Origin of the sequence: Catenibacterium sp. RTP21428st1_D7_RTP21428_210409, assembly GCF_040227455.1 — a bacterium.
GTDB lineage: Bacteria > Bacillota_I > Bacilli_A > Erysipelotrichales > Coprobacillaceae > Catenibacterium > Catenibacterium mitsuoka_A.
Genome location: NZ_JBEHVX010000028.1, coordinates 1 through 24,514 on the forward strand (window position 1 = coordinate 1; position 24,514 = coordinate 24,514).

General features: G+C 34.4%; 23 protein-coding genes. 2 read left to right on the forward strand and 21 right to left on the reverse strand.

Translation table 11 applies throughout. From position 1 onward, the window contains the following. Window positions 1–71: 71 nt before the first annotated feature. From ABUA27_RS05745 to recG, 9 genes are all read right to left on the reverse strand, one after another. Window positions 72–851, reverse strand: coding sequence for an ABC transporter permease (locus ABUA27_RS05745; RefSeq protein WP_349820396.1), 780 nt, complete (start codon window positions 849–851; stop codon window positions 72–74). Continuing rightward, the gene (locus tag ABUA27_RS05750) at window positions 826–1,695 is read right to left on the reverse strand and encodes an ABC transporter permease (protein ID WP_022425433.1); all 870 of its coding nucleotides are present in this window, start codon (window positions 1,693–1,695) and stop codon (window positions 826–828) included. The genes ABUA27_RS05745 and ABUA27_RS05750 overlap by 26 nt, the downstream gene beginning before the upstream one ends. After that, a complete protein-coding gene (gene potA, locus ABUA27_RS05755) occupies window positions 1,695–2,738 on the reverse strand; it encodes a spermidine/putrescine ABC transporter ATP-binding protein (RefSeq protein ID WP_129981577.1) in 1,044 nt (347 codons plus the stop codon). The genes ABUA27_RS05750 and potA overlap by 1 nt, the downstream gene beginning before the upstream one ends. A gap of 13 nt (window positions 2,739–2,751) precedes the next feature. Beyond that, window positions 2,752–3,285 carry a helix-turn-helix domain-containing protein gene (locus tag ABUA27_RS05760; RefSeq protein ID WP_022425431.1) on the reverse strand — a complete coding sequence of 178 codons (534 nt, stop codon included), beginning with the start codon at window positions 3,283–3,285 and terminating at the stop codon, window positions 2,752–2,754. A 143-nt stretch (window positions 3,286–3,428) separates the two neighbouring features. Further along, on the reverse strand, window positions 3,429–4,253 hold the full coding sequence (locus ABUA27_RS05765) for a prephenate dehydrogenase (protein ID WP_129981578.1): 825 nt from the start codon (window positions 4,251–4,253) through the stop codon (window positions 3,429–3,431). Continuing rightward, complete coding sequence (locus tag ABUA27_RS05770; RefSeq protein WP_129981579.1) at window positions 4,250–5,713, reverse strand: nicotinate phosphoribosyltransferase; 1,464 nt, start codon at window positions 5,711–5,713, stop codon at window positions 4,250–4,252. Before ABUA27_RS05770 ends, ABUA27_RS05765 begins: the two co-directional genes overlap by 4 nt. 102 nt (window positions 5,714–5,815) lie before the next feature. Beyond that, window positions 5,816–6,508 carry a ribonuclease III gene (gene rnc, locus ABUA27_RS05775; RefSeq protein ID WP_129981580.1) on the reverse strand — a complete coding sequence of 231 codons (693 nt, stop codon included), beginning with the start codon at window positions 6,506–6,508 and terminating at the stop codon, window positions 5,816–5,818. Then, window positions 6,508–7,482: a phosphate acyltransferase PlsX gene (gene plsX / locus ABUA27_RS05780; protein ID WP_129981581.1), complete on the reverse strand. Its 975-nt coding sequence runs from the start codon at window positions 7,480–7,482 to the stop codon at window positions 6,508–6,510. Before plsX ends, rnc begins: the two co-directional genes overlap by 1 nt. 33 nt (window positions 7,483–7,515) lie before the next feature. Then, window positions 7,516–9,516, reverse strand: coding sequence for an ATP-dependent DNA helicase RecG (recG, locus tag ABUA27_RS05785; protein WP_129981582.1), 2,001 nt, complete (start codon window positions 9,514–9,516; stop codon window positions 7,516–7,518). A gap of 73 nt (window positions 9,517–9,589) precedes the next feature. Here recG and ABUA27_RS05790 point away from each other — a divergent pair, with 73 nt between their 5' ends. Continuing rightward, window positions 9,590–10,270, forward strand: coding sequence for an HAD family hydrolase (locus ABUA27_RS05790; protein ID WP_349820397.1), 681 nt, complete (start codon window positions 9,590–9,592; stop codon window positions 10,268–10,270). Here ABUA27_RS05790 and ABUA27_RS05795 read toward each other — a convergent pair. The 4 genes from ABUA27_RS05795 to ABUA27_RS05810 form a co-directional block, all read right to left on the reverse strand. After that, a complete protein-coding gene (locus tag ABUA27_RS05795) occupies window positions 10,215–10,895 on the reverse strand; it encodes a fructose-6-phosphate aldolase (protein ID WP_006504381.1) in 681 nt (226 codons plus the stop codon). The two genes, ABUA27_RS05790 and ABUA27_RS05795, sit on opposite strands and share 56 nt — an antisense overlap. A 4-nt stretch (window positions 10,896–10,899) precedes the next feature. Next, complete coding sequence (locus ABUA27_RS05800) at window positions 10,900–11,826, reverse strand: glycyl-radical enzyme activating protein (RefSeq protein WP_129981585.1); 927 nt, start codon at window positions 11,824–11,826, stop codon at window positions 10,900–10,902. Then, the gene (locus ABUA27_RS05805) at window positions 11,789–14,098 is read right to left on the reverse strand and encodes a glycyl radical protein (protein ID WP_129981586.1); all 2,310 of its coding nucleotides are present in this window, start codon (window positions 14,096–14,098) and stop codon (window positions 11,789–11,791) included. The genes ABUA27_RS05800 and ABUA27_RS05805 overlap by 38 nt, the downstream gene beginning before the upstream one ends. A 361-nt stretch (window positions 14,099–14,459) precedes the next feature. Next, a complete protein-coding gene (locus tag ABUA27_RS05810; protein WP_349820398.1) occupies window positions 14,460–17,579 on the reverse strand; it encodes an ABC transporter ATP-binding protein/permease in 3,120 nt (1,039 codons plus the stop codon). A 160-nt stretch (window positions 17,580–17,739) separates the two neighbouring features. Between ABUA27_RS05810 and ABUA27_RS05815 the strand changes: the two genes are divergently transcribed. After that, entirely contained in the window at window positions 17,740–17,991 is a 252-nt protein-coding gene (locus ABUA27_RS05815; protein WP_129982100.1) for a hypothetical protein, read from the forward strand. Here ABUA27_RS05815 and yqeC read toward each other — a convergent pair. The 8 genes from yqeC to ABUA27_RS05855 form a co-directional block, all read right to left on the reverse strand. Next, window positions 17,975–19,342 (reverse strand): selenium cofactor biosynthesis protein YqeC, encoded by a 1,368-nt coding sequence (yqeC, locus tag ABUA27_RS05820; protein ID WP_349820399.1) that lies wholly within the window; start codon window positions 19,340–19,342, stop codon window positions 17,975–17,977. The genes ABUA27_RS05815 and yqeC overlap by 17 nt on opposite strands. Continuing rightward, window positions 19,339–20,439 carry an aminotransferase class V-fold PLP-dependent enzyme gene (locus ABUA27_RS05825; RefSeq protein ID WP_349820400.1) on the reverse strand — a complete coding sequence of 367 codons (1,101 nt, stop codon included), beginning with the start codon at window positions 20,437–20,439 and terminating at the stop codon, window positions 19,339–19,341. The genes yqeC and ABUA27_RS05825 overlap by 4 nt, the downstream gene beginning before the upstream one ends. Further along, complete coding sequence (gene yqeB, locus ABUA27_RS05830) at window positions 20,426–21,244, reverse strand: selenium-dependent molybdenum cofactor biosynthesis protein YqeB (protein WP_349820401.1); 819 nt, start codon at window positions 21,242–21,244, stop codon at window positions 20,426–20,428. Before yqeB ends, ABUA27_RS05825 begins: the two co-directional genes overlap by 14 nt. A gap of 1 nt (window position 21,245) precedes the next feature. After that, the gene (gene yedF / locus ABUA27_RS05835; protein WP_129982096.1) at window positions 21,246–21,827 is read right to left on the reverse strand and encodes a sulfurtransferase-like selenium metabolism protein YedF; all 582 of its coding nucleotides are present in this window, start codon (window positions 21,825–21,827) and stop codon (window positions 21,246–21,248) included. Window positions 21,828–21,829: 2 nt separating this feature from the next. Further along, complete coding sequence (gene selD / locus ABUA27_RS05840) at window positions 21,830–22,852, reverse strand: selenide, water dikinase SelD (RefSeq protein WP_287968850.1); 1,023 nt, start codon at window positions 22,850–22,852, stop codon at window positions 21,830–21,832. Beyond that, on the reverse strand, window positions 22,852–23,082 hold the full coding sequence (locus ABUA27_RS05845; protein WP_129982094.1) for a putative Se/S carrier protein: 231 nt from the start codon (window positions 23,080–23,082) through the stop codon (window positions 22,852–22,854). The genes selD and ABUA27_RS05845 overlap by 1 nt, the downstream gene beginning before the upstream one ends. Then, window positions 23,069–23,422: a winged helix-turn-helix domain-containing protein gene (locus ABUA27_RS05850; protein ID WP_129982093.1), complete on the reverse strand. Its 354-nt coding sequence runs from the start codon at window positions 23,420–23,422 to the stop codon at window positions 23,069–23,071. The genes ABUA27_RS05845 and ABUA27_RS05850 overlap by 14 nt, the downstream gene beginning before the upstream one ends. 1 nt (window position 23,423) lies before the next feature. Beyond that, window positions 23,424–24,514: molybdopterin-binding protein (locus ABUA27_RS05855; RefSeq protein ID WP_349820402.1), on the reverse strand; the 1,091-nt coding region annotated here is incomplete at its 5' end.

Consider the following 24,514-nt stretch of genomic DNA (forward strand, 5'->3'; position numbering starts at 1 on the left):
ATGAATGATATCGCATCGTTCATCGAGCCCTGAAATCTGTCATTCATCAAGTTTTTCATAAACTTTTGACTCTACCTCTTCAAATAAATATATGGTACAAAAGTGCCTAATAATACCCCAATTAAAATAACCACAAGAATAACTGTAGATAATGCATATATACTCGGATCAACACGTTTCGACATGTTATAAACAACGATAGAAATATTTTCTACACCATTACCAGATACAAAATACGAAATGATGAAATCATCAAAACTCATAGTAAAAGATAAAAGTGCTCCTGCAAAGATACCAGGCTTGATCTGAGGAATGATTACCTTAGTCAATGTTTGAAATGGTGTTGCCCCTAAATCCATTGCCGCATCTGCTAGATTGTCATCTAACTGCTTGACTTTAGGATAAACATTCGTAATCACATATGGTGTACAGAAGGCAATATGAGCAAGCAGCATTGTCATATAACCCTTTTCAAAGTTCACAAAGCTAAATAATAACATTAAAGAAATAGCTGTAACGATTTCAGGGTTCATGATTGGTAAGTTATTGACCTGCTGCACAAGAGTTCTGACAGTCTTCTTAGATTTAGATAATGCAATGGCTGTGATTGTTCCTAAAACAACTGAACAGATTGTCGCAATAACCGCAATACTAACTGATACAAAAATCGCATTTAATAGCTGTGTGTTATTAAATAACTGTACATACCAGCGTCCTGAGAAGCCACCAAAATGTGATAAAGACTTGGCGCTATTAAATGAGAAAACTGCCATAATAAATATTGGGAAATAGAGGAAGACCATACATAGTGAAATAATAATCACTTTACTGAGCTTTTTTTCTTTTCGCATTAGTAAGTCCTCCCTGTTCAATTTCATTATTTGTCTTTTTTTCAGCACGGTAGATGAGTGCCATAGAAATAATGACAATCACACCTAAGATGAGTGATACAGCACTACCGAAATGCCAGTTACCTACAGTAATGAACTGGTTTTCAATGAAGTTACCAATTAAAGAGTACTGTCCTCCACCTAACATCTTTGGAATAACGAATTCACTGATAGCTGGTAAGAATACCATTGTGATACCAGTTAATACGCCTCCAAGTGATAGTTTAAAGGTGATTTTAAAGAAGGCTGTAATTTTATTTGCCCCTAGGTCATAAGCTGCTTCTACAAGTGAAGGATCCATGTTAGTTAAAGATGTATGGATTGGTAGAATCATAAATGGGAGGAAGTTATAAATCATCCCGATTGCAACTGCTCCATCAGTATATAACATTCTAAATGATCCTAATCCTAGCATCCCTAGGATGTTATTTAAAATACCGTTTCTAGATAAAATAGAAACCCATGCATAAGTACGCATTAAAAGGTTGATCCATGTTGGAATAGTAATCAACATAATAAGAATAGTCTGGGTATGCTGTTTACACTTAGAAATCATAAAAGCGACTGGATAACCAATTAATAAACAGATTAATGTAGTAAGTAATCCAAGTCCGAATGATTTAATCAATACCTGGACAAAGATTGGATCAAAGAATTTTGCAAAGTTTGCGAATGTGAATTCAAATGTCTTGATTGCGGATGCCTTTTGTGTAAAAGCATAGAATACAATCAACACCATCGGCAATACAGTTAACAGGAATAGAAATAGGACATAAGGTGTAATGAGTTTTTTATACTGTTTCATTAATAAGTACCCATTGGTTCCATGACATGAATATCTTCAGGCCAGAAATCTAAATCTACTTTCTTTCCTACTTCTGTTAAATCTGTTGTATGAATCTTATAGTCCTGATTTTCTGTACGTACCAAGATTTCATAGTGTACCCCTTTAAAGATAACAGATACGACTTCACCTGCAATTTTACCTCTACCTGGTTCTACAATATCTAAGTCTTCAGGACGTAATACAATATCTACTTCCTGACCTTCTTCAAATCCCTTATCTACACATTCAAACTGCTGACCATGCCATTCTACAAGGTAATCCTTAATAAAATGACCTTCTACAATATTAGATTCACCAATGAAGTTGGCAACAAATCTATTTTCTGGTTCATTATAAATATCAATTGGTGAGCCAATCTGCTGAATTAAACCTTCATTCATTACGACAATCTTATCAGACATAGTAAGTGCTTCTTCCTGATCATGAGTAACATAAACGAAAGTAATACCTACCCGCTGCTGGATCTTCTTTAATTCAATCTGCATTGTTTTTCTTAGTTTCAAGTCAAGTGCGCCTAATGGTTCATCAAGAAGAAGTACTTTTGGTTCATTAACAAGAGCTCTTGCAATCGCAACACGCTGCTGCTGACCACCAGATAACTGAGAAATATTTCTTTCTTCAAACCCCTTTAAACCTACAAGTTCCAACATTCTTCTTACTTTATGATCAATGATTTCATCAGGCATTTTCTTAATATGCAAACCAAATGCTACATTATCATAAACATCCATATGTGGGAATAAAGCATACTTCTGGAATACTGTATTTAATTCTCTCTTATATGGTGGTACACCTTCCATGTTCATACCATCAAATAATACAGTACCTGATTCAGGTTCTTCAAACCCTGCCATAATTCTTAGTGTAGTTGTTTTTCCGCATCCACTTGGACCTAGAAGTGTAACGAATTCATTTTCATAGATGTCTAAGTGAATTCCTTTTAGGACGACCTGACCATCAAATGATTTAGTCAGATTATCTAATTCAATAATTTTCTTCATAAAACTCTCCTCATTAAAATAGTGGTGGTGTAGAAATCCAGATCACTCTCGCCTTTCTTTCCCACTGATTCTCTAAATAATGTGCACGTGTGCCCTTCAAATAAAATGTTTCACCCTTTTTAACAATCTCTTCTCGCATCCCATAATGAAGAACGACTTTACCTTCTAATACATAACCAAACTCTTCTCCACCATGAGGTTCCATCTTCATTGAACGTTTACCATTTTCTAGTTCAATAAGAATAGGTTCCATCTCATTTTTCTGAGCATTTGGTACGATATAGTGAATGATGTAATCATCCTGTTCATTCACAAAAAAATCCTTCTTGCCAAAAACAAGTTGTTCATCCTCCTGCTGATCAAAGAAATCATGAAGATTAGTACCTAATGCTTCAAGAATATCATCAAGTGTTGCGACAGATGGTGATGTTAGATTTCTTTCAACCTGGGAGAGGAAACCCTTTGATAACTCACTACGGTTTGCAAGCTCTTCAAGAGTTAAGTCGTTTGCAAGTCGTAGCTGTTTAATTTTCCTTCCGAGATCCATCTAATCCTCCCTGTTTTATATAATTAACTTTTTGTTCACTTAATCAAACAATGATATTATACACGCTTATGGTAATCTTTCAACCTCTTTTTTAAACTTTTTGTTTTATATATTAAACTTTTGCAATAAAAAAAAGAACATTCTTACAAATGTTCTCTTCTTTTTGTAGATTTTCTAAATGCAGCCTTTAAAGTCTCATCATCATTATCACGAATCGCATTTTTTAGAACATCTAGTTGCTCTTCAAATCGTTCAATAGAAGCAAGCAAATACTGTTTATTATTCATAAACAACTCATCCCATAAATCTTCATTAATATTCGCAATACGTGTGAGGTCTCTAAATGAGTCGCCAATATACTTTCCTGTCTCATATTTCTGATCATCACTATTCATAAGTGCTACAGCCAGACAGTGAGGTAACTGTGAAGTAAATGAGATAATTTCATCATGTGCTTCAGGAGACATGATCTTAACCGAACGGAAACCTAACTGCTTAGAGAATTCTTGAACAAAATCTATAGTAGATTTCTTATTATCATCATGATAGACAATAATGAAGTTTGCATTCTCAAATACCTGTTTAGAGGCATATTGATAACCCTTCTTTTCTCTACCTGCCATTGGATGAATAGAAATATATTCTACACCGTCTGGAATGATAGAAAGTGCTTCTCTTAAGAAATAAGACTTAATTCCTACGGCATCTGTGACGATACTTCCTGGTTTAAATTGATTGTTTTTAATAAAGTCTAAGACAAGACTTGGGTAAAGGCAGATGATTGTAAGGTCTGTTTCAGGGATAATATCCTTCCCATCTAGATATCCTTCAATAATACATCCCTCTTCTTTAGCCATATCTAGAGTCTGCTGGTTTGTATCGATACCATAGACTTCATAACCCTTTCCTTTAAGCGCCTTAACAAAACTGCCGCCAATAACGCCTAATCCTACTACTGTAATTTTCATCCGCGTTTTTCCTCAAGCATCTTTAATTTATAGTCAATAAGTCTTTCAGAAAGGTCTACATAATAAGCATGTGGGTATTCTAAACGGAATATTTCATCCCATAATAATGTGCCCTGTTTTTTAACGTTTTCTCTGATTTCTGCAAGTGTCTTTTCTTCATATACACATTCACCATCCACGAAGATAGGTTTCTGTAATTCAAAGAATGTATAAGACCCACCTATTAATGTTTTATTCTTCCATTTATCATACTGAGAGTAAATAGTGAGATTCTTTTCTGGATCAATTGTTTCATCCGCAAACATTACAATATCCGCAATGGCTTTATTTGTTTCATTCTCTATTAAGCGATAGACCTTCTTATAGCCTGGATTAGTAATCTTTTCTTTATTTTCTGAAATCTTGATTTTAGGAACAATCTGACCATCCTTTTCCATAGCCGCCATCTTATAGACTCCACCAAATACTGGAGAAGACTTTGATGTAATCATGTTTTCCCCTACACCAAATGAATCAATACGTGCACCCTGTTCAAGTACAGAACGGATTAAATATTCATCCAATGAGTTAGAAATAGAAATCTTTGTATTAGTCAATCCAGCAACATCAAGCATCATTCTTGCTTTCTTAGTAAGATATGCGATATCTCCTGAGTCAATACGAATACCAGCTAATGTCTTACCCATTGGCTGTAATACTTCTTCTGCTACTCTAATCGCATTTGGAATACCGCTTTTTAATGTATCATATGTATCTACTAAGAGAATACATGAATCTGGATAAATCTCAGCATACGCTTTGAATGCATCATATTCAGTGTCAAATGATTGAACAAAAGAATGTGCCATTGTACCAAGTACCGGAATACCAAAAGCTTTACCTGCTGATACTGTAGCAGTTCCTGCTGCTCCACCAATATAAGCTGCTCTTGCGCCATATGTTGCACCATCATATCCCTGTGCTCTTCTTGCCCCAAATTCCATAACAGGACGGCCCTTGGCTTCCTGTACAATTCTATGTGTTTTAGTTGCAATCAATGACTGATGATTGATTGTCACTAAAAGGAAAGTTTCTAATAGCTGTGCTTCAATCAATTTTCCTTTAACAGTGACTAATGGTTCATAAGGGAATACAGGTGTTCCTTCAGGGACTGCCCAGATTGTACCATCGAACTTGAAATCAGCTAAATAAGATAAAAATTCTTCATCAAACATATTTAATGTACGTAAATAGTCAATATCGCCCTTTGAGAAGTGCATATCTTTGATTGCTTCAATCAACTGTTGCAGTCCTGCCATGATGACATAACCACCATTATCAGGATTCTTTCGATAGAACATATCAAAATATGCAATTTCATCCTTTTTTCCCTGTTTAAAATAATCATATGACATTGTTAATTCATAAAAGTCCATGACAAGAGTTATATTTCTTGCATCACTTACTGTACTATTTCCCATATTGTAATCTCCTAACTTGTTTGTTTTTTATCATACTATCATTATACAAAAAGTAAAGTGATTTGTCTTTTTTTACAAAACTTACACATAAGAAAAAGAAGACTATGAAGCCTTCTTTGCCATTTTCATTAATGCATCTTTTGCCGCATGCTGTTCTGCACGCTTTTTACTTGTGCCTTTACCAGTACCTAAAATCATATCATCTAGAATAACTTCGATAACAAATTCAGGGGCATTGGCTGGTCCAGTTGAACTTTTCACATGATAACTGACTGTCTTACGGTCATCTGACTGCACTAATTCCTGTAATTTAGTCTTATAGTCAGTGATATCATCAAATTCATTTACTTCATTAACATGTTTGAAGATTGTCTTTTCAAGAATACGAATCACCTGTTCTTTACCACAATCTAGATAAAGTGCACCTATAAATGATTCATAAATATTTGCAAGAACACTTTCACGATGGCGTCCACCACTCTTTTCTTCACCTACACCTAAATAAAGAAGTTCACCTAAATGAAGTTCTTCGGAAAAGCGTGCTAAAGATTCTTCTCTTACAAGCTTAGAACGAAGCTGTGTTAACTGTCCTTCTTTGTATTCTGGATGTAATGCAAAAATGAATTCTGAGACAAATAGCTGTAAAACAGCATCTCCCATAAATTCTAGTCTTTCATAATCAGGAATATGGACATTTGATTCATTGGCATAAGATGAATGAGTAAATGCTTCCTTATAAAGACCAATACGTTTAAAAGGAATGTTTTCTTTCTGTAAGAAATCTAATATTTTCATTATTGAAGTCCTTCTTTCATACGACCTACAACATCTAAGTCTACCATTCTATATACAAGTTCCATCGCATTAAAAACTGCCTTGGCATCTGAACCACCATGTGCTTTTACGATTGCTTTTTCAAAGCCCATAAATAGAGCCCCACCCACTGTTTTATAATCAAAGCGTTCTTTCAAAGCATATAATTGAGGTTTCGCAAATAAGGCCCCAATCTTTCCTCTTAACGTCGCAAATAATGATTCTTTCATTGCCTTCATAAGAAGAATGGCTGCACCTTCTGATGCTTTTAATGCGATATTCCCACTAAATCCATCTGTCACAACAACATCAATATCTCCTGATAATAATTCTCTACCTTCTACATTACCTGTGAAGTTGATCTTATCGCTGCCTTTTAATAGTTTATAAGCTTCCTGATGCATTTCATCACCCTTATGATCTTCTGCACCAATATTAAGTAAAGCAACCTTTGGATTTTCCTTATTTAATACAAGTTTGCTATATAATGAGCCCATTACTGCAAATTCCTGTAGTTGTTCTGCTGTATTGGTCGCATTGGCACCAACATCCATCAAGCATGTACTATTACCGCTATATGTAGGAAGAGTTGCCATTAAGCATGATTTTTCTACGCCTTCAATACGCTTTACAAACAACATTGAAGCAGTATAAAAAGCACCTGTAGAACCACATGATACAACTCCATCTACTTCATCCTTACGGGCCATCATTAAAGCCTTCACCATTGAAGATTCTTTCTTTCTTCTTACACCTAATACACTATCAGTCATTAATACAACATCACGTGCATCTACAATATGAATAGAATTAATAGATTCTAAAGCTGTTAATTCTTCCTTTTTACCTGTTACATATAATTCAACATCTGGATGCTTGCCTGCAAATTTCTTGCAGGCTTCCACAACAGGTGCACTACCTAAATCTCCGCTCATCGCATCGATTGCTAATTTCATAAAAATCACCTCGTCAGTTACATAATATCATAACTAATCAATATATTCATTCCCTTTTTTTATCTTTTTCTTGATCATCTCAATATAGTTTTCATATTCCCCATACTTATAATAATCATGAATCATCTTAATTGCATATCTTCTTGTCTCTTCTAGAATATTCATATCCTTAAAAATATCCCCCATCATAAAGGCTGGAAGACCACTCTGCTTATCACCTAATAGTTCTCCTGGTCCTCTTGTTTTTAAATCATATTGTGATATTTCAAATCCATCATCATGTTCTTCTAGATAGTGCAGTCTCTCTTTTGCCGGCTCGTCTTGTGCTTCAGATAACAGAAAACAATACCCCTGTTGATTCCCTCTTCCAATACGACCACGTAACTGATGAATAGAAGATAAGCCAAATCTTTCAGCATTATAAATAACCATCATATTCGCATTGGGGACATCAACCCCTACTTCTACCACTGTAGTAGAGACTAGAATTTGTATTTTATTATCTTTAAAATCCTGCATCACTGCATTTTTCTCTTCATCTTTTAAAGAACCATGAAGCAGTCCTGTTTGATAATGTCCTTTAAAATAAGAAGACATCGCTTCATAAATAGTCAAAGCACTTTTTAATGGAAGATCTTCATTATCCTCAATCAAAGGACAGATGACATAACATTGTCCACCTTGAGCTAAATAATCTTTTAATTGCTTTAAGAAAGGCTTCATAGAGCTGCCTTCAAAATATTTTGTTAAGATAGGCTTTCTACCTTCAGGTCTTGTTTCTATACTTGAAACATCCATATCTCCATATAAACTCATTGCAAGAGTTCTAGGTATAGGAGTCGCACTCATGACAAGGAAGTCAACACCTTCACCTTTTTGTTTTAGGGCTTTTCTTTGTTTGACTCCAAAACGATGCTGTTCATCTGTTACTACAAATCCAAGTTTTTTATAATGAACGCTCTCCTGGAATAATGCATGTGTCCCAATAACCAGATCAATAGCACCACTTTCTAAACCTTCATAGATTTCTTTCTTTTCTTTTAAAGCAAGTGATCCTGTGAGTAACGCAATAGTCATATCATAGGCTTCAAATGTCTTTTTAAGCTTACTATAGTGCTGCGTTGCGAGCACTTCAGTCGGTGCCATGAGAGCCCCTTGATAGCCACTTAAATAATTGGCATATAACCCTATAGCCGCCACAATTGTCTTACCGCTTCCTACATCCCCCTGTAAGAAACGATACATGATTGTTGGATTATGAAGATCTAACAGTATATCTTTAGCACTTTGTTTTTGATCTTTCGTTAATTTAAAGGGAAGCGTATGAATAAAGGCATTGACTTCATCTAAAGAAAAATCCTTTGCATATCCTACTTCCTGTTCTCTTTGCATTTTACGATAAGAAAGAGCCAGTTCAAAGTTTAAGAATTCTTCATACTTAAGAGTTTTAATAGCCTTTTGTAATTGTTCATGGTTCATTGGAAAATGGACTGCATAAAGCGCTTCTTTCTTGCTCATGAGATCAACTGTTTCTCTTATTTCTATAGGAAGACTATCTTCAATAGGAATGTTCATTCCTAATACTTTTTTAACATATTGGGAAAAAGCATGACTTGTAAGTCCATCCTTTAATGAATAAACAGGTGTAATACCTGATAATTGATCTAGATTCTTTAATAATATATTAGAAGCAGTGAAACGATTCCCTTCTACTTTACCTTGTAACGTAACAATACGATTAAGCGTAAGATAAGGGCGAAGAAAATGTCGATTAAAGATCGTAACTGTATAGTCATCGCCTTTAATAGACACATTGAATGTCATACGGGAAAAACGCCCTTTATAAAATACCTTAGGGCTACTTATGATAACCCCCTCTACACAGCATTTATCTTCTACAGGAGGCCATATTTCAGTCACTTCATCATATTTATAAGGATAATGATAAATAATATCTTCTAACGTATCAATAGAGGAAGCATGTAATAAATCTATTCTATTTTGGCTTGTTGTTATTTTCTTTAATTCTTCCATAGTATCACCACTTCCTTGATTAACATATACATTTTATTAAGTATATCATATAATAGTAAAAAGGAGAAAAAGAATGAAAAATATTGTATTTGATTTAGGTCGTGTTCTCTTAGACTATCAGCCTTTAGTTTGGCTGAAAAAGAAGAACTATACGCATTATAATGAGTTATTTGAAATCATCTTTCAAAATCCTTCATGGATCAAACTAGACGAAGGAACCATCACAAGAGAAGAGTTTATAGAAAAATTAATCAACGAAAATCCTGAACTTGCATTGGATATAGAAGAAATCATGGAAGAATGGATTGAATTACTTCTTCCTATTGAAAATAATATAAAGCTCGTTTCTTTATTAAAAGAGAAGGGTTATCACCTCTATATTATTTCTAATTTCCATTTAAATGCATATAATCGTTTCTTAAAGAAGCAGGATTGGTTTACTCTATTTGATGGAGCTATAATTAGTGCCAAAGAAAAGTTAATCAAGCCTGATTTAAGAATATATAAATTATTATTAGAACGTTATCATTTAAATGCAGATGAATGTCTATTTATTGATGATTCTCTTGATAATATTAATGCATGTAAGAACGTCGGCATGGATGCTATTCATTTACCTGATCATTCTAAACTAGAAGAAGAATTAAAAAAAACATCATATTATTTAAAAAGAAACGAGCCCTCACTCGTTTCTTTCATTACATATCACAAAGACCTTTGTCTTCTCCGTATACTGAATACCAATCATTATTGAAATCAGTTACAGCTTTAGAAATACTTGGATTTTCAAAGATTGCCTTTAATACGCTTACTGGTGCAGTGATAGCCTGGCTACCTGCATTAAATGCATCTCTTACCTGCTGTACACCCTTGAAGCTTGCTGCAAGAATCTTGCAGTCATAACCATCTTCTACAATTCTATTAGATAAATGAGCCATTAATTCAAAAGGATCATTTCCTAAGTTTCCAATTCTATTTGTATATGGTGCAATATAATCAGCACCTGCTGCGAGTGCCATATAAGCCTGCATCAAATCATAAACAGCTGTAGCAGTCACATTTTTCCCTTCAGCCTTTAAGATTTTCATAGCTTTAACACCTTCATAAGTAGTAGGTACTTTTACATATACCTTGTCATCTACTTCTTCAAAGATCTTATGTGCTTCTTTCACAATTTCATCTGCTTCTGTCGCAATAACCTGAATATGCAAAGAACGTTCATCCCCAATGATTTTTCTGATTTCTCTCATATGTCCAAAGAAATCCTTTGGACTAGTCTTCTTTACAATACTTGGGTTACTAGTGACACCTACGATTGGTAAGTGATCCACTGCATCTCTAATTTCTTCTAAATCTACAGTATCAATAATAAATTCCATTTTTTTAATCTCCCTTGATTATATTTTTTATTCCACTATCAGATACAATCTGATAGTAATGGCTTAATTGTTCCTGGCTATAGGCCTTCTGATCCTCTTTGACACCATATTCAAATTCAGTTAAATCATATTTTGCGGATGCAAGAGGATTATAATTTAATAATTCATAACGTACGTCTGGATATAAACTATAAAGATAAGAGGCAATACTCTTAATATTGTCATCATCACTTGTATACCCAGGAATAAGTGGTGTTCTTACAGTCACTTTATCTTTATGCTCACTTGTGAGTAAATAAGCTAGATTTTCTTTAATGATTGCATTTGATACACCAGTTGCTTCTATATGTGCTTTGTCATCTTCTATCTTTAAATCGCAATAGATCTGATCAAGATAAGGTGTTGCCTCCTTCACCAAATCTAGTGAAGTATAAAGTGAAGTTTCAATGGCTGTATGTACTCTTTTATGAAGCTCCTTTAATAATTGTATCAGTTTTTCCTGCTGCATAAAAGGTTCTCCACCAGAAACTGTCACACCTCCACCATATTTAAAGAAAACTTCATCTTCCATCACCTTATCTACAAGTTCTTCTAAACTATAATAAGAGCTATCATACTGAATCGCATCTGTAGGACAATACTTAAAGATTTCATCCAAATCATCTTCTATAAATACAGCTCTATCTTGATAGACTATTTTACCTGCTCCGTGCTTCTCACAGTTTCTACAATGCATGCACTTGTTTTCTAAGTAAATAGGCTTTCTTTGTGGTAAAAGTCCTTCAGGATTCTGACACCATCTGCATCTTAAAGGACATCCTTTAAAGAAGATTGTTGTACGTAATCCTTCCCCATCATGTACCGCAAATCTTTTGATATCAAATACAAGATATTTAGATGTTGTCATAGGTTGTTCTCGCAATAATTTCATCCTGTAATTTACCTGCTAGTTCTACAAAGTAAGCTGTATATCCAGCTACACGAATAGTTAAAGAGCGATGTCTTTCAGGATGAACTTTTGCATCTAATAAATCTTTTTTGTTCACGACATTGAATTGAATATGAGGTACATGCAAGTCCACAAAAGCACGAAGGAAGTTTTCAAACTTCATACGTCCTGCTTCTGTCTTAAAGAAGTCTGGTAAGAACTTCATATTGAGTAATCCTCCATTGGTTGTGAGGTCATCATCTAGTTTAGAGACAGATTTTAAGACAGCTGTAGGTCCTGCTAAGTCTCTACCATAAACAGGGGACATACCACCATCTGCAAGAGGGGTATAAGCGTTTCTACCATCTGGAGATGCTCCTACATTTTCACCCATAGGAACATGAGCTGAAACAGTATACATACCTGTATGAATAGGACCACCACGATAATTCTTATACTCTTTCATCTTATTTCTAAAGTAACGTGCCCATTTAGCACCACATTCATCTACCCAGGCAATATCATTACCATATTTAGTTACTTTATTCAAAAGCATGGCTTGTGTGATTTCGTGCCCTTTAAAGTCATCCTGTAAAGCTGTAAGCAGTTCTTTTGAATCTAAGAGATGGTCTTCATAGACTAACTTCTTAATAGCTGCAAGTGAGTCTGCAAGGTTCGCAATCTGAATCATCTGGATACCAGATAAATTATACTTGGCGCCACCTCTTGTAACATCCACGCCTTTTTCTAAACAGTCATCAATGACACATGATAAGAAGGCAGTTGGTAAACATTCCTGATGTACTCTTTCTACAACTTCTTCTGCTTTCATCATCATTTCAATAAAGTAATCAATCTGAATCTTGAAAGCTTTTTCTAACTGTTCATATGTCTGATATGTTTCTAGTGATCCCATATCCAGACCAAGTTTCTGTCCCGTCAACAAACATTTACCATTATTTAAAGTAAGTTCTAATGCCTTATTGAGGTTGAACATAGCCGCATCACTCCAGCCTAGGTTATTACCATGGGTCGTAAGTTCTACGCATCCGACAATCGCATAATTTAAAGCATCCTCATGACTGACACCAAGTCTTTCCATCGCAGGAATAATCGCTTCATCGTTAAAGAACTGTGGCATACCACTGCCTAATGCCACAACTTCAATCGCCTTCTGCATGAGTTCATGTGATGTATTCTTGTTAAGTCTTACTGATAAATTAGGCTGAGGAAGACATAATTCCTTCTGTGCTTCTAGACAAAGCATGGATAAATCATTATATGTATCATGTCCTTTTTCATCCAAGCCACCTACCGCAATATTAAACCCAATCGGGAATCCCGCAAAGTATTTCGCTGAATTACTGTTACGAAGATAAACAATCTGATTAAACTTCAACCAAAGACATTCTAATATCTCTAATGCATCATCTCTACTAATAAGCCCTTCTTTTAAGTCATGTTCATAATATGGGTAAAGATACTGATCCATACGCCCTGGTGAGAATGAAGATGCATTGGATTCCATATGTAATATTACAAACAAGAACCATAAAGACTGTACGGCTTCATGGAATGTTTTTGGAGGTCTTTGAGATAAAGAGAGGCAGTTATCTGCAACACGCTTTAAATCATCACTCTCATGATAATCAGGCATAGAGATAATATAGTCATGATATCTCTTCATGAAAGTGATAGCCCCTTCTAATACAAGTTTTGTGCATGTATAGAATTCTGTTTCTTGTTTATCATTGATCTTATCTAACAATCCTTGAGGTCCATATTTCAACCATAAAGCAGAATCAGGACAGATATGACCCTGTGCGTGGTCTTTCTGATTGATCTTGACTACTTTACTGATATGATCAATTTCTTTGCCATAACGTGTTCTAATGACATCCTCCATAGAATGTCCTTTCCAGTATGGATATATGGTTTCTCTAAATTCTTTAATATCCTCACTTCTCACTTCAAACTGATCCTGAGGACGAGTAGGAAGTGTTTCAAATTCTCTATCCACCCATGAACAGCCACTTTCAGGAAATACAACACCTGCACGTACACCTTTTGTACGATTACCTACAATTAATTCTTCTTTTTCAACACCAATTTCAATTTCTTCTAATGCTGCTTTTAAAGAGAGGGCACGTTTCATTGGAACAGAAAGAGTTTCATTCTCTTTATAAATACGTGTTATGATACGCGCTTGTTCAATAGATGCATAACGTTTTTCATCAAGCATCTTCTCTTTTAATATTGTAATTCTGTTTCTCATACTTGTCTCTCCTTTTCAACTTCATTATACTCATTGTATTATTGTTTTCAATACTTTTATTATTGTTTGCGATAAATAAAAAGGTATACATCATCTGCATACCTTATATCTTATCTCCTGCAATCAAATCTTCATGCTTAGCGCTCTTTTCGTGTGCATCTCCATCCATTGTAGTAAAGAAAAGATAGAGTATTTCTATTACTGCAATAGCAATCATATGAGAACAACGGCATTATAAAAACAAAATACAGAAGCTTCACTTGTCTGATACATGATATATTTAGTATTTTTTCTGAATCAAAAAAATGATCATGGGATAAATAGATTTTTTCAATAACGTTCTTTGACATAATTTACTTCTTTAATCTGTACGCAATGCTTTGACAGGGTTCTCTTTTGCAGCTTTACGGGATGGAATTAATCCACCAAGTAATGTAAGAGCAATACTTAATAATACAAGAACAACTGCGCCACTTACTGGCAGCATCGCATTGATAGAGGTCTGGTTGGATACGTTATGTATAATTATATTAGTTGGAATCAATAGAAGCAAGGTAATAGCAATACCCATAAGTCCTGATAATAAACCGATAATAAATGTTTCTGCATTAAATACCTGTGAAATATTATGCTTAGAAGCACCTATTGCACGGAGTATACCAATTTCCTTTTTTCTTTCTAATACACTAATATAAGTAATTACACCAATCATAATTGAAGAAACAACTAAAGAAATACCTACAAAGGCAATCAATACATAACTGATAACATCAACAATATCAGTCACAGAAGACATAAGTGTTCCTACAACATCTGTATAAGTAATCACTTTATCTTCATCGATCTTTTTCATCTTCTCATTGTAATGATCTAAATAATTCAAAACAGACTGTTTCTTTTCAAAATCCTGTGGAAAAATACTAATACTGTTTGGATTATCAAAGTCACAATAACCAAATTTCTTTAGATTGTTATCGTAACTTGTTTGTTCTGTATTCATCATTGATTTCATAAGTTCAGTCATATCCGTACTGTCTCTATTCATTTTAATAGCCTGTTTAAAGATATCAGGATTAAAAGTAAATGCCTGAGATAAAGAAGTAGACAATTGTTTTGTGACATTTTGCATATATCCTGCCATAATAGTATTCAACTGTTCTTCTAGATGATTGTCTTTGATAACTTTATTAATAAACTGATTGATGACCTGCTTAGAATCCTGTGAATTGAGATAGTTCATCATACTATTCTGTAATCCTAGTGTAAATGAATTGATATCTTCTTTTGCATAATCACTAAAGTCATCCGCGACATTCTTCATAATCTTCTGCATCTGTTCTTCAGTGATCTTTATTTCACCATTTTCTTTAATTGCATCATCAATACCTTTCTTAATAATATCTGATGCTCTTTTGGATTGAAGATATTTTTGAACCACCTCATTTAAATTTTCTGCTTCTTTTAAAGGATGTTCCTTTAAATAATCATTATAGCCAGATGAGATTGTAGACATAAACAATGATGCATCACTTTGAGATATATCAATTTTTATCTGACTTAAAATACTAGACAAGTCCATTTGTGGCATGGACATATTCACCTTGCTTGTATCAAACTGAAATGCATTCTTTAAAGCATTGTTGTCTACTTGAAACATAGATGATAAATCAAATGACTTTTGAGACTGATCATTAAAAGATTGTCCAGTAATCACATTTATATTTTTATTTTCTAGCTGTGCTTTTACTATCTGGCTATTACTCGCATCTTTAATAGTAGAAGTAGCAAGTGAGTAAGGATAATAAATACCCATAGCAAGCATAGAAGCATTAGTCGATTCTTTAGGCTGTACAACACCAACAATTTTTAAATCACTGCCATTTTGTACAAGTGAATTGATATAGTTTGTATCATTACTTTTATCTTTATATACCTTATATGTATCATCATATTGATAATAAGAAGATGCATTCACTACTTTAAAAGTAATACCTAATAAATCCTTATAACGATATCCTTGTTTGCCTGTTGTGACTTTAATATTTTTCTCTTCACTAAAAGCTTTTAACATCTGATCTAATTGTGCTGGGTCTCTTAAACCTAATGTATACAGCATAAAATCACTGATACCACCTTTTTTAGAGAGTACCAATACACATTCATTTTTATTTTTAGGCCAGTGACCCGCTTTTACATCATATTGATCATCATATAAAGAGGCATGAGATGGAAGAGAATAGAAAACATTCGTATTCATCATACTACTCATCATAGAATTACTGCTTGTTCCCATGCCAAGTTTTTTCATTGTGGCATCAGGATTCACTTGTCTGATTCCATATTGATCATTTGCATAAATCTGTGGTGAGATACCATAATCATATTCTACAGCACGGGCATAATTATTAATTTCTTTATGTTCCTCTATATATGCTTTTAAGTTCTTTAAATCATTAGAACCGATCTTAGAGAACATATTCTCCATCATATCCACAACCTTGACTTCACTGTTGTTTTTCTTGACTGGTTCGCCCATCATCGCACTCATATCAATTCCTGTAGATTGAATAGAAAGAGGATATTCTGATAACGTCTCTTTTTCAATGGATGAGATATAGGCATTGACACCGGTAGAAATAGATAGAATAAGCGCAATTCCAATAATACCAATAGAGCCAGCAAATGATGTCAATATTGTACGCGCTTTTTTCGTTTTAAGGTTATTAAAGCTAAGCATTAATGCGGTTAGGAAGTTCATAGATGTCTTACCCAGATTTTTATGAACAGGCTTTTCTTCTTTAAAAGATACTGGGTTAGAATCAGAGACTATCACACCATCCTTAAGAGTTACAATACGATTGGCATACATATGTGCAAGTTCTGGATTATGAGTGACCATGACTACAAGTTTTTCTTTTGCAACCTGTTTAAGTAAATCCATAACCTGTATACTTGTTTCACTATCGAGTGCCCCTGTTGGTTCATCCGCAAGTAAAATATCAGGATTATTCACTAATGCACGGGCAATAGCCACTCTTTGCATCTGTCCACCAGATAACTGATTTGGAAGCTTATGAGACTGTTCTTTAAGTCCTACCTGACTAAGTGCCTCTTGTGCACGACGTGTTCTTTCTTCTCTAGAAACACCCGAAATTGTGAGGGCGAGTTCTACATTCGTAAGAATGGTCTGATGTGGAATCAAATTATAGCTTTGAAAAATAAAACCTATTGTATGATTTCGATAAGAATCCCAGTCCTTATCCTTATATTGTTTTGTGGAAATACCATTGATAATAAGATCTCCTGAATCATATTGATCTAAGCCACCAATCACATTTAATAAAGTTGTTTTTCCTGAACCAGATGGTCCTAATATTGCGACAAATTCATTATCTCTTAAACATAAAGACACATGATCAAGAGCTGTCTGAGTGAGTTCACCTGTATGATATTGTTTGCATACATCCTTAATTGTAAGCATTCTTCTCAACTCCTTTTTAACATCATAACATAATATATCATCTATAATAATAAACATTTTTCGTGTATTTTATATTAACCCCTTGTATAAGGTGTTATCGAAAGGGTACATAACGCATTTTAATTCAAAATAGTATAAGATATGAGAAGAGGTGATAATTATGAGATCTTATTTATACGTTTATAAAATTAAAAAAGAAGAATCAAGCGACATTTTCCTTAGAATATGTCATTCTATAGAAAATACACTTCATCCTTCTTTTATTGAAAATGAAATTGTGGATTTTGATCAGTCACGTATTCAACGTTATATATTTCCTGATAATCGTATATTACTTTATGATGATATACAATCAGATTGCATTATCATGCAGACTGATCAGCCCTGCACGCTTTCTACTTTAATGGAATAAATAACACTTCGTTACGACCACCACAAATCATACCTAGTGTTGCACCTTCTTTATTACTTAATTCATAGTGATGAGAACGTATACCTTCTTCATTTCTAGCGTCACATATTGCCTGGTATTCGACACGCCCTCCACCAATTGTTTCAATGATGTGATCATCAGTAACAAGCATCATGCTTCCTACTCCTCGAGGTGCAGACCCTTCTTTAGATGTAATGATACAAAGAGTTCCCTTCTCTTTGGTATGATAGAGATCACTTGTCATTGTAGAGTATTGATGCGTATTTTTAATCTGTATAATTTCAGCCATAATACTAATCGCAATTTCTGCAGGCGTTTGTGAATTGATTGGAAGGCCAATAGGTGCATGAACTTGTTTTAATAAAGATTCGTCATAACCTTCTTCTATTAAGGCATCCATAGTTTTTTTTACTTTACCCTTGCTTCCAATCATTCCAACATAAAGAGCTTTTTGATCGAGTGCCTTTTTAAGACAGACTTTATCGTCCTTATGTCCTCTTGTCACAATAACATAACATGTATTCTCTTCTTTTGGAAAATACTGTTCTGCTTCCTCATAATTGACACAATGCACTTCCTGGGCTTCTGTAAAAATATTTTTATTCGCAAATTCTTCACGATTATCAATGACTATTGTATAGAAATCTAATAAGTGCGCTGTTTTTTCTATATATTGTGAAACATGTCCAGCACCTAATAATACTAATTTTGGCTGGGGCATGAACCACTCTTTTTGTATACATGTCACATCTACGTTGTGTTCTATTAAAGAAGCCAAAGCTCTTTGATAAAGCCCTTCAGGCTGTTTTACTTCTATAACTGCATCAGGATATCTTTTTAAATAATATCTCACGAACTGCTGTATAAGTGCACCATCTACTATTTTTTCTGGATCAAGGTCTAATAATTCATAACGATGTACAACATCCTTGACTCGTTTTCCTAAGCCTTTCATAGATGTAATCAAAATGATTTGATCTGTATCCTCGTCTATGACAGGTTCATAGTCTGCAGGCACCTTTAAAGGCATACTTCTAGAGCCATCTGCTTCAATTAAAATGACATCTACTTCTTTTTTTAATTGATCGAGTAAATTCTGATCTAATGCCTTGATCTTAAATTCATCAAAACGATTGCCTGCAAAGGCATAGCCTTTGTTTTTTATTTCTTCCTGAATTTCTTCATAAGTTGGATTAACTAAAGTATCTTCTTCTATACGCATATGTGTTGAAGTCGTCATAAGAACTGTTTTTCCTTCTTCTTTATATTGATGAAGTAATTCCTTCATACGTGTTGTTTTTCCACCTGACCCAATAATACTAATGATCATTCTTCAGTCATCTCCTTTAAGACATCAATGACAGTATTGACTTCTTCCATACTATTCATAAATGATAAACTGAAGCGTACAATGCCTCTTTCTACTGTATTAAGATGTGTATGCATCAGTGGTGCACAATGGGCACCACAGCGTGTAATGATATCATATTTATAACTTAAGACATCACTGATCTTAGATGAATCATAATCTTCAAGATTAAAGGCAATGATAGGTGTATGCAGACATGCATCATAATCACAATAGAATGTGATTCCATTAATACGTTTCATACCTTCATATAAAGCATCAAAAAGCTGTTTTTCTTTTTCTTCTATCTCTTTTTGATGTTCTAATAAATAAGTCATACCTGCATTTAAAGAGGCAATACCAGGTATATTCAAAGTACCTGCTTCTAAGTGTTCAGGATAACTATCAGGTTGTTTTTTATTAAAGGAATCAATGCCTGTCCCACCTGTCTTAAGTGGGTGAATCAATATATCTGTATTGACACAGATTCCTCCTACCCCGCTCATTCCTAGTAATGCCTTATGACCACTAAAAGTAAGCAAATCAATATGAGATTTCTGCATATCAATAGAGATATGACCTGCACTTTGTGCACTATCAACCACAAATAAGATATGATTTTCATAGGCTATTTGACCAATGGTATCTATATCATAGAGTTCTCCTGTCACATTAGAACTGTGCGTCATTACAATCATCTTTGTGTCTTCTCTTATTTCTTTAAGAATATCTTCCTTATAAGGTGCTGTAACAGTTAAATCAACACCTATTTGACAAAGCGGTCTTAAGACAGAATTATGTTCTGCATAAGTCGTAATGACATGATCATCCTTTGATAAGATTCCTTTTAAACATGTATTTAAGCTTTCTGTATTACCACTATTAAAAATCACATGGTCAAAAGAAGGCAGATTAAAATACTGTGCAACAAGTTTACGAGTTGAATATAAAAGACGATCCGTCTTAAAAGCGCCTGTACTTCTTTGGGCATTCATATTGTTGTCAAGTGCATCCATTACTGCCTGTTTAACAGCGGGCAGTTTAGGAAAACTTGTTGCCCCTTGATCAAGATAAATCATGTTGACCCCTTAAATAGAAGATGGCTTCTAATACACCACCCGCAATACATCTTGCTTTATCTGAAATAGTGAAGCAGTTTTCATATTCATCTAAACGAGGATCAATATCTGCCATCTTAAAGCCCTTTGTGACATAATAACCTTCTCGAATCAAACCTCTTAGTAAGCCTGACATAGAAGCATATACAGGATGTTGTCCTTCCTTGTTTTCTATATAAGCAAGCACGTCTCCTTTTTCAACTGTATCTGTAATCTTCTTTATCTGATAAACTGTACCTTCTACTTCTGCATGAATAACACGTTCTTTCCCGTATCCTTTAATAAGTCCAGGAATACCTGTATTTTTCATTGCTGGTCCTTCTTCAATCAAGCGGCCTAAGCGATGTCCGCGCATTGTTTCAATTACGATATCTACATCTTTTCCTGCATTAAATCCAGGACCTAAACCAATTGTGATAGGTGCCATATTTCTTGAAGTCCCCATATTCTTTTTCGCAAGTATCGCATCAATCACTATTTCTGGCTTTAAGATATCAATAGAACTACCTTTAGGATCTACCATCATCGCAATTTTATTGTGTTTAAAAACAGATTCTAATTCATTAAGTGAATGAATCAATACACATTCAATACCTTCTACTTCCTTATAACCATCATATACTGCTTCAGAGTATGCAACATTGCGTCTAATCGCACTTGGATGTTCTATTTCTAATACAAGAACATGAAACCCACAGCGGGCAAGCTTATAAATAGTGCCAGTCGCAATATCACCGCCACCTCTTACTACTACAAGATTATTCATATTAGTTAGGCTTGATGACTTTTTCAGCCTTTTCCATTCTTTCTACAATATCATACATATTTGTAATGCTGCCCACTTTTAAATCATCTTTTAACTTAAAGAAATCCAAGCATGTTCCACAGTTCACAATTTCAACACCAACAGAATCTAAGAATAATAAATCATTCACTGTATCACTTTCCTGTGTAGTGATCTTTACACCTTCATTATAGAAAAGAATTGTTTCTGGAAAGGCATCCTGCTTAGTAAGCGCAAAAATGAAAGATTTCATTAAGATTTTACCTAATTCCTTGTCACTTCCTAAACTATTACTGCTTATTACAACAATCTGTCCTTTTAAGATATTTTCAGCCTTCTTTTCTTCTACAACCTGTTCGCTTGAACTGATAACTACAGTATAATCTTCGTTGACTTTACTACTTACAGCATCATAACCTTTTACTTTCGCAAACTTCTTTAAGTTTTCTACAGCTGTTTCATTATCTACTAATACTTCTACAGCTTCACTACTTTCCTTTAATAATTCCTTAGTCTTTACAACTGGTAATGGACATTCTAATCCTCTTGCATCTAACTTTCTCATCTCTATTCTCCTACATATATACTTTTGTCTTTTAAATCAACAACTTCTCCAATGACATAACATTCTCTTCCTGCTTCTTTAAATGCATCAAGTATGTCATCCAAGTCTTTTTTCGCAACACTCGCAAGCAATCCTCCACTTGTCTGAGGATCATACATAATTTCTTCTAAGAAGAAGTTTTCCTTCTCAAAAACAACTTCTTTTTCTACACTATTTCTATTTGTCTGAGCAGCTCCACTTAAATAGAATTCATCTACATAGTAAGGACAATCTCTAAAATAAGGGATATTGTTTCCATAAAGTATTGCACTCTTTTTATGATCTAACATCTCATTTAAATGAACCATTAAACCAAAACCTGTGACATCAGTCAGTGCATGAACATCATATGGTTTAAGTAGTTCTGCAGCATACTTATTAAGTGTTGTCATACTCTTAAAAACATCATCTAATACTTCTGGCGCAGCGTCTTTCATACGCATCGCATTAAGTGTCATACCTACGCCTAATTTCTTAGTAAGAATAAGTACATCTCCAGCCTGAGCATTGTTGTTTGTCTTAATAGAATCAACATCCACAATGCCAGTCACGCTTAAGCCATACTTAATAGAAGTATCTCTAATAGAATGCCCTCCAGATAGTGTGACATGAGCTTCTTTTAACTTATCATTCCCACCTTCAATAATTCTTCCTAATATATTTAAATCTTCTTCCTCTGGGAAACAGACAATATTTAAAGCCGTTCTAGGCACACCGCCCATAGCATAAACATCGCTTAATGCATTGGTAGCTGCAATCTGACCATAAAGATAAGGATCTTCTACCATTGGTGGAAAGAAATCCAATGTAGAGACAATTCCCTTATCTTCAGTAATCTTTAATACAGATGCATCATCATGACTATCAAAGCCTACTAACAAGTCTGGATCTTCATACTTATCAATCTTTTCAAGGATGCGAGAGAGCTTCTTTGCGCCAAGCTTTGCGCTGCATCCTCCACCCTGACAGTAAATCTTTTCACTCATTAGAAAATCACCTCTTTCATATAAGCATATTGTACATGTTCTTCTTTTAAGAATCTAAGCCATTTCTCTTGGTCTAGGTCTAAAGAGGCAAAACAGAGTCCACAACCTGCTTCTATTTCTCTTGGAAGAGGAATTAATCTTCCCTGCATTTTATTTTTTGCTTTATCTTCTAAGTCTAGTGCATGGCTTGTAGAATCAAACGCAATGATCAAATATTTATCTTTCTTCATTAAATAGTTCTTGAAATGTTTCTTCTGCGAAGTCTTTCATTCTTTTTTGGAATTCATCATATTTCTTTAATAATGTCTTTCCTTCTTCGCTTAAAACACTTCCTCCTCCATTACTTCCTCCAGATACTCGTTCTAATAACTTCATATCTAGATCTTCTTCAGCTCTTTTTAATATCTTCCATGCTTTAGAATGGGACATCCCCATAACCTCACAGGCCTTACTTAAAGAGCCATACTTATCACATAAATGTAGTAACTGTGAGACACCTTTTCCAAAACAGGGTTCTTCATTAAAAAGTCTAACTTTAAAATCAAATTTTTCAGGATTATGATATGTCATCCTACCAGCCCTTTCCAAAGCCACAATTTGGGAATGTACATTGTGGACAGTTTAAACACAAACCACCTTCACCAAGCATTGCAAGTTCATCAGCAGTGATTGGATCATTGGCTACAAGTCGAGGAAGAACTAAATCAAAAACTGTTCTTTTTGCATACATCACACATCCTGGTAAACCAACAATTGGTGTATCTCCCTTATATGATAATAAGAACATCGCACCTGGTAAAACAGGTGAACCATAGCTAATAATATTGGCTCCTGTATTCTTGATTGCGAGTGGTGTCTTATCATCTGGATCAACACTCATACCACCCGTACAGATCACCATATCCACATGCATGTCAAGTGCTTCTTTTATAGCACTTGTGACCATATCCGGATCATCTGGACATAATTTATGGAATACGACTTCTACATTGTATTCTTTTAATTTATCAATAATAACAGGAGTAAATGTATCTTTGATACGTCCTTTATAGACTTCACTTCCTGTAGTAATAACGGCTGCTTTCTTAAATACAAAAGGCTTTACTTCAAGTATTGGTGTCTCCGTGATTTTTGATGCTTCTTCCATCTTTTCTTTTTTTATAACTAACGGAATAATACGCATACCTGCGAGATGATCACCTGAATGAACAACTGTATTTCCGTTTCTTGTCGCAATCATCATTTCACCCATACGATTTACTTCAAATAGCTTTTCTCTATTCACTTTAAACAAGCCATCAATGGTGCTAATTAATTCTATTTTGCCTTCTTTAATTTCAGTTGTAGACATATGATCATTTTGACACAACTTACATAATGCTTCAGCTGCTTCATTTTCATGCATCATAGTCTCATCATTTTCCCATACATAGAGGTTTTCTTTTCCTAAAGACAACAACACAGGAATATCTTCTTCTCTCACAATATGACCTTTTCTAAAGCGTGCGCCTTTTCTTACGCCTCTCACAATTTCAGTAATATCATGACATAATACTGCCCCTACTGCATCTTCTGTCTTGATTTGTTTCATGATTTCCTCCATTTCCCCGCGCCTTCGTTGCGCGGACACAAATATATAACCAAACTCAAATCCACCAAAAC